12 protein-coding genes are annotated in these 14,479 nt (G+C 70.9%); 8 read left to right on the forward strand and 4 right to left on the reverse strand.

Features of this window, described 5'->3' with window-relative positions; genetic code table 11:
- Positions 1-28: 28 nt before the first annotated feature.
- From KXC43_RS36720 to KXC43_RS36730, 3 genes are all read left to right on the forward strand, one after another.
- Positions 29-1,321: an adenylosuccinate synthase gene (locus KXC43_RS36720; protein ID WP_221380830.1), complete on the forward strand. Its 1,293-nt coding sequence runs from the start codon at positions 29-31 to the stop codon at positions 1,319-1,321.
- Between the two features lies 1 nt (position 1,322).
- Positions 1,323-2,282, forward strand: a complete 960-nt coding sequence (locus KXC43_RS36725) for a diacylglycerol kinase family protein (protein WP_221380831.1) — start codon at positions 1,323-1,325, stop codon at positions 2,280-2,282.
- A 67-nt stretch (positions 2,283-2,349) separates the two neighbouring features.
- On the forward strand, positions 2,350-4,131 hold the full coding sequence (locus tag KXC43_RS36730) for a MinD/ParA family ATP-binding protein (protein ID WP_221380861.1): 1,782 nt from the start codon (positions 2,350-2,352) through the stop codon (positions 4,129-4,131).
- 40 nt (positions 4,132-4,171) lie between these two features.
- Here the strand turns inward: KXC43_RS36730 and KXC43_RS36735 are convergent, their stop codons facing one another.
- Positions 4,172-4,594 (reverse strand): DUF3151 domain-containing protein, encoded by a 423-nt coding sequence (locus KXC43_RS36735; RefSeq protein ID WP_221380832.1) that lies wholly within the window; start codon positions 4,592-4,594, stop codon positions 4,172-4,174.
- 90 nt (positions 4,595-4,684) lie between these two features.
- Positions 4,685-5,674, reverse strand: a complete 990-nt coding sequence (locus KXC43_RS36740) for an ADP-ribosylglycohydrolase family protein (RefSeq protein WP_221380833.1) — start codon at positions 5,672-5,674, stop codon at positions 4,685-4,687.
- Positions 5,675-5,692: 18 nt separating this feature from the next.
- Here KXC43_RS36740 and KXC43_RS36745 point away from each other — a divergent pair, with 18 nt between their 5' ends.
- Positions 5,693-6,931: an LOG family protein gene (locus KXC43_RS36745; protein ID WP_221380834.1), complete on the forward strand. Its 1,239-nt coding sequence runs from the start codon at positions 5,693-5,695 to the stop codon at positions 6,929-6,931.
- On the opposite strand, the gene KXC43_RS36750 is transcribed toward KXC43_RS36745, so the two are convergent.
- Both KXC43_RS36750 and fbaA read right to left on the reverse strand, forming a co-directional pair.
- Positions 6,893-7,408: a hypothetical protein gene (locus KXC43_RS36750; protein WP_221380835.1), complete on the reverse strand. Its 516-nt coding sequence runs from the start codon at positions 7,406-7,408 to the stop codon at positions 6,893-6,895. The genes KXC43_RS36745 and KXC43_RS36750 overlap by 39 nt on opposite strands.
- Positions 7,409-7,530: 122 nt before the next feature.
- Positions 7,531-8,556, reverse strand: coding sequence for a class II fructose-bisphosphate aldolase (gene fbaA, locus KXC43_RS36755; RefSeq protein WP_221380836.1), 1,026 nt, complete (start codon positions 8,554-8,556; stop codon positions 7,531-7,533).
- Between the two features lie 162 nt (positions 8,557-8,718).
- Between fbaA and KXC43_RS36760 the strand changes: the two genes are divergently transcribed.
- The 4 genes from KXC43_RS36760 (at position 8,719) to KXC43_RS36775 (ending at position 14,479) form a co-directional block, all read left to right on the forward strand.
- Positions 8,719-10,323: a hypothetical protein gene (locus KXC43_RS36760; RefSeq protein WP_221380837.1), complete on the forward strand. Its 1,605-nt coding sequence runs from the start codon at positions 8,719-8,721 to the stop codon at positions 10,321-10,323.
- A 5-nt stretch (positions 10,324-10,328) separates the two neighbouring features.
- Entirely contained in the window at positions 10,329-10,502 is a 174-nt protein-coding gene (locus KXC43_RS36765; protein WP_221380838.1) for a hypothetical protein, read from the forward strand.
- A gap of 114 nt (positions 10,503-10,616) precedes the next feature.
- Complete coding sequence (locus KXC43_RS36770) at positions 10,617-11,993, forward strand: 3' terminal RNA ribose 2'-O-methyltransferase Hen1 (protein ID WP_221380839.1); 1,377 nt, start codon at positions 10,617-10,619, stop codon at positions 11,991-11,993.
- A complete protein-coding gene (locus KXC43_RS36775) occupies positions 11,990-14,479 on the forward strand; it encodes a polynucleotide kinase-phosphatase (RefSeq protein ID WP_221380840.1) in 2,490 nt (829 codons plus the stop codon). Before KXC43_RS36770 ends, KXC43_RS36775 begins: the two co-directional genes overlap by 4 nt.

A 14,479-nucleotide genomic window follows, 5' to 3' on the forward strand; every position in this document is an offset into this window, starting at 1 on the left:
GAGCTGTCCGACGGAAGGCGTCAAGCAAGTGCCGGTGATCGTGTTGGTCGGCGCCCAATGGGGCGACGAGGGCAAGGGCAAAGCCACTGACCTGCTGGGCGACCGGCTCGACTACGTGGTGAAGTTCAACGGCGGAAACAACGCCGGTCACACTGTGGTGATCGAGGGCGAGAAGTACGCCCTGCACCTGCTGCCGAGCGGCATCCTTTCGCCGGGCGTCGTCCCGGTGATCGGCAACGGCGTGGTGATCGACCTCAACGTGCTGTTCCAGGAGATCGACGGTCTGGAATCGCGCGGCATCGACACGTCGCGGCTGCGCATCAGCGCGAACGCGCACGTCATCCCGTCGTACAACCGCTCGCTCGACAAGGTCAGCGAGCGTTACCTGGGCGCGCGGCGGATCGGCACCACCGGTCGCGGCATCGGCCCGACCTACGCCGACAAGATGAACCGCGTCGGCGTCCGCGTGCAGGACCTCTTCGACGAGTCGATTCTGCGGCAGAAGGTCGAGGCGGCCCTCTCCTTCAAGAACCAGATCCTCGCGAAGATCTACAACCGCCAGGCGGTCAAGCCGGACGACGTGGTCAACGAGCTTCTGTCGTACGTGGAACGCCTGCGCCCCTACGTCGGTGACACCGCCCTCGAGCTCTCCGAGGCGCTCGACGAGGGCAAGGTCGTGCTGTGCGAGGCCGGGCAGGCCACGCTGCTCGACGTCGACCACGGCACCTACCCGTTCGTGACCAGCTCGAACGCGACGGCCGGGGGCGCCTGCACCGGTTCCGGCATCCCGCCCACCCGCATCGACCGGGTGGTCGCTGTGCTGAAGGCGTTCACCTCCCGCGTCGGCGAGGGCCCGTTCCCCACCGAACTGCACGACAAGTTCGGCGACCACCTGCGCGAGGTCGGTCAGGAGTACGGCACGACGACCGGCCGCCCGCGCCGCATCGGCTGGCTCGACCTGGTGATGGCCCGCTACGCCCAGCGGATCAACGGCGTCACCGACTTCGTTCTCACCAAACTGGACAATTACGACGACCTCGACGAGATCCCCGTTTGTATCGCGTACGAGGTGAACGGCGTCCGCCACGACGAGATGCCGATCAGCCAGTCCGACTTCCACCACGCTGTCCCGATCTTCGAGACGATGCCGGGCTGGAAGCAGAGCATCATGGGGGCCCGCTCGTTCGACGACCTGCCCAAGGAGGCGCAGGACTTCGTCGTCTTCGTCGAGGAGCGCATCCGCGCCCGCATCTCGGTGGTCGGCGTCGGCCCCGCGCGCGACCAGGTCATCGAGCGGCACTCGGTCCTGAGTGGAGCCTGACGTGTACGACGTGGTCCTGCTCAGCCTGGCCGAGGGTCAGGGCTCCGGCGGGGGCGCGTGCGGCGCCGAGTGCGGTGGCTGCGCGCCCGCGACAGCCTGCACGCCGCGGGTTCCGGTGTTGCGGTGCGCCGACGCGCTCACCGCGGCCGGGGCCCGCGTCGAGACGGTCACCGCCGCTTCCGATCAAGAGATCGACGAGGTGCTGGCCCGGTTCGACGGCCCGGCCCGGCCCGACGGCCTCACCTGGCCCGACCCCGACAGCAAGATCCGCCTGGTGGTGGCCTCGGCGACCGACGGTCAGTTGCGCGCCGTCGTGCGCCGGCTGGTCCGGCGGTACGCTCCCCCGCCCAGCAAGCGCCCCGGCGACCTGCCCACGGGCCGTACGGTGCCCGACCTGCCGGCGCTGGCGATCCTGCCGCTCGACGCGGGCGACTCCACCGACCTCGCGGCGCAACTGGGTCTGCCCCGTACCCCCGAACAGGTGGCCGCGGCCGTCCTGGGCGGGTCGGTGCGGCGCCTCGACCTGCTGCGCAACGACGGCGGATCGGTCACGGTGGACGGTGCCCTGGTCGGCGGCATGGACGACAACGGGCACGCGGTGCCGTGGCGGGGCCGGGTCGAGGTCGACGACGCGGTGCTGTCCGACGGCGACGAGCCGATTCTCGCCTGCGCGATCGGCAACAGCGCCGGCTACGCCGAGTTCGCCGGCCTGCGACTGCTGGCCGAGGGCGACGCGGTGGACGGTCAGGTCGAGGTCGCGGTGGCCGTGCCGTCCATCGTCAAGCAGCGGTTCCGCGGCACGAAGATGCGCGTCGAAGTGCGCCGGGCGCGCGGCCGCGCGGTCTCGGTGCTCCCCCGCGACGGCGAGATCCATTTCCTCGACGACGGGGTCGGCGGCGCGATGAACCGCAAGCGCTCGTGGTGGACCGAGGCCGGGGCCTGGGCGGTGTACGCGAGCTGACCTACTGTGTGACTCAGGAGTAGCAGATTTCGGACGGCATCCGGGGAGGGTCGCTTCCGTGGCATCGGTGGAGGACGACGACGCTGACCGCGTCTACGTCCCGGGTTCGGCCAGCAACCCCGCACCGCCCGACCGGGATGTCGAACCGTTCTGGGCGGCGGAGGAGCTGGAAGCGCCGGTGCACGGCCGGCCCGTGCCGCACGAGGCCCCGCCGCCCGTCCCGCTGCCGCAACCGCCGAACGGGGCTCCCGGGGTCTACCGGCCGGGCGAGCGCATTCCGGTGCCGCCGCCCGTCGCTGTTCCGGTGCCGCCGCCCGCGAACATCCAGGTGCCGGCCCCACGGCCCGCTCCGCCGCCCACCCAGGCCTGGCCCAATCTCGAGCCGTCGGCGCCCGCTCCCGAGGTGCCGGTCCCGGCGGCGCCGGTCTCCGGCGGTGACGAATCCGGTGTGCACACCTCGCCCGACTCGCCTTGGTCACAGCCTCCGCAGCGGCCGGTGCCGGCGCCCGCGGTCCAGCCGCCAACGGCCGCGCGCGCCTCGGTTCCGGTCGCGCCCGAACAGCCTCCGGTGAGCCGGCCCGAGGCGGGGGAAGCGGCCAACGGCGCGATCTATCGCCCGGCCCCTCCGCCGCCGCACGCTCACGGTGCTGCCGCCGTACCCCCGCAAGCGCCGCCGGCCCCGCCCACCGCGCCGCGGCAGATGCCCGGGCCGTATCCGCCCAGCATCGACCCGCGCGCGATCCCGCCGCACGCAGCCGCGCCGCATCCCCAGCCACCCGCGATGCCGCCGCAGGCCGCCGTGTCCCATCCGCAGCCGCCCACGATGCCGCCGCAGGCCGCCGTGCCCCATCCGCAGCCGCCCGCGCCGGCCCAGCCCTCGACCGATCCGTTCCAGGATCTGCCCTGGGTCTCCGACGGCACGCCCACCGCCGAGGAGTTCGCCCGCCGCCGCATGGCCAAGCCGGCCGACCCGGTGGCCACCCAGGGCCCCCGGGCGATGCTCCGCAAGGGCACGATGGGCCTGGTAAAGCTGGCTCCGGGCAAGCGCGAGCAGGAGTACAAACAGGACGTCGAGATGGTCCGCCGCAACTTCGGCGGGCTCCGGCAGGTCACCGTCGTCAACCCCAAGGGCGGCGCCGGCAAGACCGTGGCCGTGCTGCTGCTGGCCATGACGTTCGGGCAGAAGCGCGGCGGCTACGTGCTGGCCTGGGACAACAACGAGACCCAGGGCACCCTCGGCATGCGCGCCCAGCAGGACTTCCACGCCCGTACGGTGCGCGACATGATGCGCGACCTGCATCTGTTCCGCGGCTCGCAGGGGCGCGTGGGTGACCTGTCGCAATATGTACGGGCCCAAGGCGAGGGCATGTTCGACGTGCTCGCCTCGGACGAGTCGGCCACCGCGGGCGAGATGCTCACGGCCGACGCGTTCGGTGAGATCCGCGAGATCGTGAGCCGGTTCTACAAGCTGATCTTCGTGGACACCGGCAACAACGTGCGCGCGCAGAACTGGCAGGCGGCCATGGACGCCACCGACCAACTGGTGATCACCATGTCGGCCCGCAACGATTCGGCCGAGACCGCGGCGCGGATGCTCGACCACCTCGAGCAGAGCGGGCGGCAGCGTCTCGTGCGACAGGCGGTCAGCGTGGTGTCGATGCCGCCGACCCGCAAGGACATCGACCTGCCGGCCATCCAGCGGCACTTCGCGGCCCGCACGAGGGCGGTGCTGCTGGCCCCGTACGAGAAGTTGATCGACTCCGGCGAGCCGATCCGCTACGGCCACCTCTCCAGCAACACCAAGGATGCCTGGCTGAAGATCGCGGCGGCCGTAGCGGAAGGCTTGTAACCATGGCTCCGCTCCGCTCCGCTCTGCGGAGCGGAGCGGGTCAGCTCAGGGCGTCGGCGGCAGCGGGGTCGCTGTCCCGCAGGAACTGGGCGCAACGAGCTGCCTCGTCGGCCTCGCCGATCTCGGCCGCGGCCTGCGAGAGCGAGTAGAGACAGCGCAGGAAGCCCTGGTTGGGCCCGTGCGACCAGGGGATCGGGCCGTGGCCCTTCCAGCCGTTGCGGCGCAGGGCGTCGAGGCCACGGTGATAGCCGGTGCGGGCGAAGGCGTACGCGGTGACCGGGTCGCCGTCAGCCAGGGAACCGGCCGCGAGGGCGGCCCAGGCCGCGCTGTAGGTCGGGTGATCCGCGGCAACGGACTTGAGGGCCTCGGTCGTGCCCGTCGCGGTCGCCTCTGCGAAAGCCTTGTCGGCCTCGGTGTCGGCGGGAAGCAGGGTGGCCGGAGGCTCGGGGAGCAGATTCTGCATGACCTAATTCAACCGGCCCGCGGAGCAGGCATTCCGCCGGGGCACCGAAAGATCACCCCGGATTCGCGGCCCGTTCCGGCTGGGCCCTTCTCAGTCCCAGGCCGCAGCGAGCCGGGCGAGCCGGTCGGCGTACTCGATCTGCTCGCGCCACGCCGCCGGCCAGGCCCCCATGCCCAGTGCGGCGCCGGCGAAAGCCCCGGCCAGGCAGGCGATCGAATCGGAGTCGCCGGACGACGCGGCGCCCCGGCCCAGCACGGCCACCGGCTCGTCGGGCGAGATCAGGTAGCAGTACAGCGCGGTCGCCAGCGCCTCCTCGGCGATCCAGCCCTCGCCGGTGGCCAGGCACGGGTCGCCGTCGAAGTCTCCGGCCCGCAGAGCGACGCCGACCCGGTCGAGGGCAGCTGCCGTCTCGTCCCAGCCCTGGGCGATGAACTGCTCCGCACTGCCGGCCCCCGAGCGCTGCCAGAGATCGCCCAGCCACGCCTCGCGGTAGACCGTGCGCTGGCTGCCGGCGCGCTCGCGCAACGCGTCCAGCAGGTCACCGGGTTTGCGGCCGCCGGCCAGCCACCAACAGGCATACGCGGTGAGTTCGCTCGCGGCGAGCCCGGTCGGGTGACCGTGGGTGAGGCCGGCCTGCAATTGGGCCAGACCGGCGCGCTGGTCCTCGTCGAGGCCGGGGTGCAGCCCGACAGGAGTGACGCGCATATTGGCGCCGCAGCCCTTCGATCCGGCTACGGTCGCGTGCTGCCACTTCGTGTTCTCGCTGAGGGCGGCACACGCTCTCAGACAGGTCATGCCCGGGGCGCGATTGTTGTCGGGGCTCTTGGCCCAGGCGAGGAAGTGGGCACGCAGCAGCGGCTCCGTCGCCGCCGGCGTGATCGCGGGCGCTTCCAGCATCGCTTCGCCGACTGCCAGCGCCATCTGCGTGTCGTCGGTGACCAGCGCCGGGTTGCCGGTCAGCTGCCGCGGGCCCCGGGCGCCGTACGTGGCGACGATCGTCGCGTAGTCCTGAAACTCGGTGGGCTTGCCGAGCGCGTCCCCGTACGCCAGTCCGAAGAGCGATCCCGCGACCTTTTGCACAGTGACTACCCTACGGTCATGCCCGGCGACCCTTTACAGCCCGTACTCGGTGGACCCATCCCGTTCGACGCCACCGCGACCGAGATCGAATCCCGGGCCGAGCTCGACGTTCACCTGGCCGCCAAGTCGCTGGCCGACTTGGTGATCCTCGGCCTGCGGCTCGACCTCGCCCCGCCCGATCTCGCCGACGTCGACGTGCGCGGGGCGCTGTTCGTGGGCTGCCGGCTCGAGAACGAAGACGTCGAGATCGACCTGATCCGGCGCGGGGCCCACCTGATCCCGCCGTTCGACGCGCGGCCCTACCCGACGCATCCAGCCAACCTCTACACGCCGGAGGATCTGTCGTTCGGCTTCGCCGCCGAGGGCTTCGCCGGCATGTACGACACGCTGGTCTACGACCACTTCGTGGCGCACGGGCACGCGGCGCCGGACATTCGCGAGGCGATCGCCCAGCGGCTGCACGACGCCGGCATCGACAACGCGCTGGGCAAGGCGCTGGCCGCCTGGGTGCAGGCGCGGGGGCGGGCCGGAGCGGTCGGCATCATGGGCGGGCACGCGGCGCCGCGCGGGTCGGCCGCGTACCGGATGGCGGCCACCCTGTCGTGGCGGCTGGCCTCGGTCGGCCGGCTGGTGGTGACCGGCGGCGGGCCCGGCGTCATGGAGGCGGCCAACCTGGGCGCGTACTTCTCGACCCGTCCCGCTTCCGAGCTGGCGTCGGCGATCGAGATGCTGTCGGTGGCGCCGCATTTCGCCGACCACGACCCGTACACGGCGGTCGCGCTCGCTGTCCGCACCAAGTTCCCGGCGCCGGCGACTTCGGTGACCGACGTGGCCGGGCGGCTGCTGCACGGCGGACTGGCCCTGCCGACCTGGCTCTACGGCCACGAGCCGGCCAACCTCTTCGCCGGTCAGATCGGAAAGTACTTTTCCAACGCCGTACGGGAGGACTCGATCCTGCGCCTGTCGCGCGGTGGCATCGTGTTCGCGCCCGGCTGGGCCGGCACCGTGCAAGAGATCTTCCAGGCCGCGACGAAGACCTTCTACCAGACCGACGGACCGTCCGGCGCCTTCGTCTTCCTCGGCGTCGACCACTGGAAGCAGCTACCGGTCGAAGAGCTGTTGCGCCCACTGCTGGCCCGGAGCCCGCACGGTGATCAGTCGAACCTCGTGGTCGTCACCGACTCCCTCGACGAGGCGATGGCTGCCCTGGCCGCCGGCTCAGGCCACATGCACACGCCGCCAATTGGTCACGGGTAGTTCGTTCTCCGGCACGTCGGTGATGCCGTTCTCGTCCATCGCGTTGAAGATGGCCAGCCGCGCGTCCTCGAAGAGAAACTCGACGGCGTGCAACACCCGGGGCCGCCACTCGGCCACGGTCACCAGCTCGATGATGTTGACGGCACGCAGGATGCTTCCGCGGGCGCTGCGCAGGGCGGCGTGCGGGTCGGGGCGCCAGTCGAAGTGCTCGTACCAGTCGATCGGGACGTTCAGGTCGATCTGGTCCCAGGTGATGGCGCATTCGTCGAATTTACGATGGGTAATTTCGACGTGTGTGGCGCCGAAGTCCAGGATCACCGGGCCGTCCGCGAACCAGCCGCGCTCGGCGACATCCCACATCAGCCAGCTCGACCGCAGCTTGCGCCCGATGAGCCGTACGAATCTCGTCCGGTGGACCGCCGCCAGTGCCTCGGCATCATGGTGCCACTGGGGTTCGTATCCCTCGATGCCGAGCACGATCTTGGTCCTCCTCTCAAGGGAGGAACGATCGTATACATACCTCTGAGTAACCCGGCAACACGAGAGACGGGCGGTACCCCTCCTGGGGAACCGCCCGTCATCGTTCGACTACTTTTCGATTACTTCGAGAGGGTGGTTCCCGCCGAGCGCAGGTGCTCGCACGCCTCGACGACGCGCTTCGCGAGGCCGTTCTCGGCCAGCTTGCCCCAGGCGCGCGGGTCGTACGCCTTCTTGTTGCCGACCTCGCCGTCGATCTTCAGAACGCCGTCGTAGTTCTTCATCACGTGGTCGACCACGGGGCGGGTGAACGCGTACTGCGTGTCGGTGTCGATGTTCATCTTGACCACGCCGTAGTCCAGGGCGCCGTGGATCTCGGACAGCAACGAGCCCGAACCACCGTGGAAGACCAGGTCGAACGGCTTCTCCTTGCCGTACTTGGCGCCGACCGCCTCCTGGATCTCCTTGAGGATCTCGGGGCGCAGCTTGACGTTGCCCGGCTTGTAGACGCCGTGCACGTTGCCGAAGGTCAGGGCCGTCATGTAGCGGCCCTTCTCGCCCAGGCCCAGGGCAGCCGCAGTGGCCAGGCCGTCCTCGACGGTCGAGTAGAGCTTGTCGTCGATCGCGGCGGAGACACCGTCCTCCTCACCGCCGACCACGCCGACCTCGATCTCGAGGATGATGTGCGCGGCAGCCGCCGCGGCCAGCAACTCCTCGGCGATCTGCAGGTTCTCGTCGACCGGCACGGCCGAGCCGTCCCACATGTGCGACTGGAACAGCGGGGCGCGGCCGTTGGCGACGCGCTCCTTGCTGATCGCGAGCAGCGGGCGGACGTAGGAGTCGAGCTTGTTCTTCGGGCAGTGGTCGGTGTGCAGCGCGATGTTGATCGGGTAGTTCTTGGCGACCTCGGTGGCGTACTCGGCGAGCGCGACCGCACCGGTGATCATGTTCTTGATGGTGGGGCCGGACGCGTACTCGGCGCCACCGGTCGAGATCTGGACGATGCCGTCGCTGCCGGCCTCGGCAAAGCCCTGCAGCGCCGCGTTGAGGGTCTGCGAGGACGTCACGTTGATCGCCGGGTAGGCGAACGCGCCGGCCTTGGCGCGGTCCAGCATCTCGGCGTAGACCTCGGGAGAAGCGATGGGCATCGGTGCGCTCCTAGCTCGTTGCTTTACGGGAGACAGAGGGCAGGACCGCGCTGTCCTCCAGCGGCCAAGTATTCCGTAGCCGCTTCGCCGTTGGGAAATGACCCCGTAACTGTCCAGCGGAAACCGGCTCATCGGACATAGAGGGCGACTTACGCTCCGACCATGCCATTGATCTCGCGGGCGCTTGCGGTGGCGCTGCTTCTCGTCCTGCTGCCGCTGCAACCCGCCGCCGCGGCGCCCACGACGGCCACGCTGGAACCTCGTGTCCCGCCGATCACTCTGGCGCCGGGCAGCAACACCCGTTACACCGTCGTTGATGTCCGCAGTGCCAACGCGGAGCCGGGCGTTCTCGTACGCCTGGAAGTGACCGTCGATCTGGGCGGCGCCACGGAGTTCGCGGACGTCAGCGTCGAACCGGGTTTCGGTACGACCAGCGCCGGGGGCGGTGCGGTCGTCGTCGAGCCCGGCGACACGTCGACGCCGTGCCGCCGCACGGACGACAAGATCACTTGCTCGTGGACCTCGACCCCCTCCTCGGAGACGGTGTTCCAGAGTCCTGCCGTGCTGGCCGTCACGCCACGGAAAACGGCCAAGCCCGGCGACCGCGCCGTGCTCACCATGGCCGCGCGGATCGGTGACGGCGCCGTCACCGGCGGCACCTCGGTGATTCGGATCGGCGAGGGCGTCGACCTGGTGTCGGACGGCGAGCAGACCGTCAAGGCGACGCCGGGCCGGTCGGTGCGGACCACTCCGACGGTGCGCAATGGCGGCCAAACCGCGATCGCCGGCGTGGTGCTGGCCCTCAGTGCTCACCCGCGCCTGCTGAGGCAGTCGTCCTATCGGAACTGCCGCTACTACTTCGGCATGGTCTGCACCTTCGACACCACGCTGGAACCGGGACGCCGCTATGCCCTCTCGGCCCCGGTCACCCTGCACTCGCCGGCTGACACCGTGCCGGGCAGCGTCGCATCCGTGGAACTCGCGTGGATCACGCCGACCGAGTGGGCGGAGACAGACCCGGGTGATTCCGGCCGGCTGGGGACCGGCGCGCCGCTCACGCTCAGACCGCTCGCCACCGCCCAGGACGCGAGCCGCCAGGCGGACGTGAACCTCGAGGACAATTTCGCCTCCATCGGGTTCGCGGTCACCGGCACGAGGAAACCGAGCCTGAGCGCGATCGGCTCGCGGCTCAGCGCCGCCACCAGCGATCGCCGGACGCTCACGGCCGGCCTGATGAACTTCGGGCCGGGGACGCTGCGGCCCGACCTGTTCCGGAACAACAGCCTCAGCGTGGCCCTGCGCCTTCCGACCAACGTGGGTGTGGAGGAGTATGCCGGCTCCGACTGCTACTCCGTAGGCTTCGACCTCCCCTCAGCAGCTCCCCCGACCTCGGCCGCGCGAAGCGAGCAGGCGAACGAGTGGTACTGCAACCTGAACCGGGATCTCGGGCCGGGGCAGCGGATGAACTTCTCCTTCCTGGTGACGGTGGAAGACGATTGCGGGACGCCCGGCCAGGTCGAGATCCTGCCGGGCGACGACGGCATCATCGGCCCCAGCCGGAAGGTCGTCCCGCTGTCGGTGAACGTCGCCGGAGCGACCTGTGCCGCCGTCGCGCTGCCGATCACCGGGCCGGCCGCGGGGTGGACCGCGCTGGCCGCCCTCGTGCTGATCGCCGCCGGCATCGGGCTGGTGGTACGGCGTACCCGGCGACCGGTTTGCGCGCATGCTGAGGGGGCAAGTGGGGCCGGATCGCGACAGGAGGGATGACCACGATGACTGACCCGGGTTGGGAGACGCCGGCCGAGGACGCCGCCGAGCAGTCAGCCGACGCCTTCGGCGAGGACGAGGAGCAGACACAGAACCCTCCCGAACTGAGCGTCGAAACACCGGAGTGGGATGCGCAGGAACAGAGCCAGGTGGTGCGCGGCGAGGACGAGTATCGCTGAGCTCCTCGAGCCGGCGATTCCGTTGTCCACAGGCCTCACGACCCCGATCCGGAGTCGTCCACAGGACCGCAAATAGGTCGCCCAAGATCGCGATGAGCGCTCATCATCGAGGGCGTGCTGCTCACCGTGACAACCACCCGCCGGCCCGCCACCGACCTCGGCTACCTGCTGGTCAAGCATCCTGACCGGGTGCACCGGTTCGACGTGCCCACCGGCACGGCGTACGTGCTCTATCCCGAGGCCACCGACGAGAGGTGCACGGCGGCCCTGCTGCTCGATGTGGATCCGCAGCGGCTGCGCGCGCAGCACGACGCGTTCGCCCTGGGTCAGTTCGTCAACGACCGCCCCTACGCGGCGTCCAGCCTGCTGGCCAGCGCCTTGGCCAAGGTCTTCCGCAGTGCGCTGCGCGGCGCCTCCAAAGACCGCCCCGAACTGGTCGCCACCCCGCTCCCGCTGACGATCAGGGTGCCGGTGCTGCGTGGCACCACCGAGCTCGCGACCCGGCTGTTCGAGCCGCTCGGCTGGTCGGTCACGGCCACCCCGATCCCGCTCGAGCCCGTGCTGGGCGGCGACAGCCACTATGTCGGCCTCGAGCTGAGCGGCGAGCTCACACTGGCCGCGGCCCTCAACCACCTCTACGTGCTGCTGCCCGTCCTCGATGACGCCAAGCACTACTGGGTGGCCCCCGACGAGATCGACAAGCTGCTGCGATCGGGTGCCGGCTGGCTCGCCGCCCACCCGGAAAGGGTGCTGATCGCCCGCCGCTATCTGGTGCACAAGCGGGCCCTGACCACCACGGCGCTGCAGATGCTCGAGGGTGAAGAGGCCGAGGAACCGCCGGCCGAGGAGGACGCGGAGCTTCCCGTACACCGCAAGCAGTCGCTGGCCGATCGGCGCCGCGATGCCGTGCTCGCCGCGCTGGCCGAGGTCGGCGCGTCCCGCGTGCTCGACCTGGGCTGCGGCGGGGGCGCGCTGCTGACCGCCCTGCTCAAAGACCGGCGCTATACCGAGATCGTCGGCACCGACGTGTCGGCCCGGGCGCTCGAGATCGCGGCCCGCAGGCTGCGCCTCGACCGGATGCCCGAGCGGCAGCGCGACCGCCTGAAGCTGTGGCAGTCCGCGCTCACCTACCGGGACGACCGGCTGCGCGGCTACGACGCCGCCGTGCTCATGGAGGTCATCGAGCACGTCGACCCGCCGCGGCTGCCGGCGCTCGAGGCGAGCGTCTTCGGCCACGCGCGTCCCGGCGCCGTCGTCGTGACGACACCCAACGCGGAATACAACGTCAACTACCCCGGCCTGACCGGTCTGCGCCATTCCGACCATCGCTTCGAATGGAGCCGGGCCGAGTTCGCGGCGTGGGCCCACACCGTCGCCGGCGCCTACGGCTACTCGGTTACCGTGCGCGGGGTCGGCGACGTCGACGAAATCACCGGCTCTCCCACCCAGCTCGCGCTCTTCACCGCTGCACCGTCGGAGGTGACCGCATGATCGACATCCCCGAGCTCGCGCTCGTCGCTCTGGTCGGCATCTCCGGCTCGGGCAAGTCGACCTTCGCGCGCACTCATTTCCGGCCCACCCAGGTGCTCTCCTCCGACTACTTCCGGGGCCTGGTCGCCGACGACGAGAACGACCAGTCGGCCTCGGCCGAGGCGTTCGACGCGCTGCATTACGTCGCGGGCAAGCGACTCACGGCCGGGCGGCTGACCGTGGTCGACGCCACCAACCTCCAGCCGCACGGCCGCGCCGCGCTGGTGCGCCTCGCCCGCGACCACGACGTCCTGCCGGTGGCGATCGTCCTCGACGTGCCCGAGGCGCTGGCCTGGGAGCGCACCGAGGCCCGGGCCGATCGCCACTTCGGCCGCCAGGTTCTTGCCCGCATGCATCGCGACCTGCGTCGATCCCTGGGCTCGCTGACTCGCGAGGGTTTCCGCAAGGTGCACGTGCTGCGCGGACCCGACGAGATCGCCGCCACCACGATCCGCTACGAGAAGCTCTTCAACGACAAGCGCGAGCTGACCGGGCCGTTCGACATCATCGGCGACGTGCACGGTTGCCGGGCCGAGCTCGAGACCCTGCTCGATCGGCTCGGCTACACCCTGGTCCGCGACGAATCCGCCCGTCCGGTCGACGCCGTGCCGCCCGAGGGCCGCACCGCGATCTTCGTTGGCGACCTCGTCGACCGCGGCCCCGACTCGCCGGGTGTGCTGCGCCTGGTCATGGGCATGGTCGCCGCCGGACACGCCCTGTGCGTGCCCGGCAACCACGAACAGAAGCTGGCGCGCAAGCTCAACGGCCGCAACGTGCAGCTCACCCACGGCCTGCCCGAGACGCTCGAGCAGCTCGCCGCGGAACCGGACTCGTTCGTGGCGTCGGCCAAGGCGTTCATCGAAGGCCTGGTCAGCCACTACGTGCTCGACGAGGGCCGGCTGGTGGTCGCGCACGCCGGCCTCAAAGAGGCGTACCACGGACGCGCCTCGGGCCGGGTGCGCAGCTTCGCGCTCTACGGCGAGACAACCGGCGAGACCGACGAGTACGGCCTGCCGGTGCGCTACCCGTGGGCGCGGGACTACCGGGGCTCGGCCGCGGTGGTCTACGGCCACACGCCCACCCCGAAGCCGGAGTGGATCAACAACACGATCTGCCTCGACACCGGTTGCGTGTTCGGCGGCGCCCTGACCGCGCTGCGCTGGCCGTCGCGCGAACTGGTGTCTGTGCCGGCCGAGCGGGAGTACTACGCGCCCGTACGCCCGCTGGCGCCGGCCGAGCGGCCCGATGACGGCCTCGACATCGCCGACGTGACCGGGCGGCGGCACGTCGATTACGGGTACGGGCGGGTGACCGTCGCCGCCGAGAATGCCGCCGCGGCGCTCGAGGTGATGAGCCGGTTCGCGCTCGACCCGGCCACGCTAGTGTGGCTGCCGCCGACCATGGCCCCGTGTTCGACGTCGGCGCTCGACGGCTACCTCGAACACCCGGCAACCGCGTTCGACGACCTCCGCGCAGCCGGCGCCGAGCGGGTCGTGTGCGAAGAGAAGCACATGGGCTCGCGCGCCATCGTGCGGGTGTCCCGCTCCGGCGCGGGCGACGCGATCTGGACCCGGACGGGCCGGCCGTTCTTCGGCCCAGCGCTCGACGAGCAGTTGCTCACCCGGGTGCGCGCCGCCGCCGCCGGGCTCTTCGACGAGCTGTCGAGCGACTGGCTGCTGCTCGACGCCGAACTGCTGCCGTGGTCCGCGAAGGCGGCGGGCCTGATCCGCGAGCGCTACGCCGGGGTCGGCGCGGCCGGCCGGGCTGCGCTGCCGGCCGCTCTCGACGTCGTCGACCGGGCCGCCGCGCGTGGGCTCGACGTGTCCGGGCTGCGCGAGCAGCTGTCCCTGCGCTCGGACGAGATCGACGGCTACTCGGCGGCGTACCGCGTGTACGTGAAGCCGACGGACGGGCTCGACGGGGTCACGCTGGCGCCGTTCGCTGTGCTGGCCGGGGACGGCGTCTCGTATGCCGACCGCGACCACGGCTGGCACCTCGCGCTGGCCGACAAGCTGGTGGCTGCCGACCCGGCGCTGTTCACCCCGACCCGCCGCATGATCGTCGAGCTCGGCGACCAAGCTTCCGAGGCCGCCGCGACCCAGTGGTGGCTCGAGCTGACCGCGTCCGGCGGCGAGGGCATGGTGGTCAAGCCGTGGACGGGTCTGAAGGCCGTCGACGCGAAGGGCCGGTTGATCCAGCCGGGGGTGAAGTGCCGTGGCCGCGAATACCTGCGGATCATCTACGGCCCGGAATACACCCGCCCGGAACAGCTGACCCGGCTGCGGCGGCGCAACCTGGGCCGCAAGCGCAACATGGCGTTGCGCGAGCACGGGCTGGGACTCGCGGCGCTCGACCGGCTGGCCGAGGACGCGCCGCTCTGGCGCGTCCACGAGCTGGTCTTCGCGATCCTCGCCATCGAGTCGGAGCCCGTCGACCCCCGCCTCTGA

This window comes from Paractinoplanes polyasparticus (assembly GCF_019710575.1).
Classification (GTDB): domain Bacteria; phylum Actinomycetota; class Actinomycetes; order Mycobacteriales; family Micromonosporaceae; genus Actinoplanes; species Actinoplanes polyasparticus.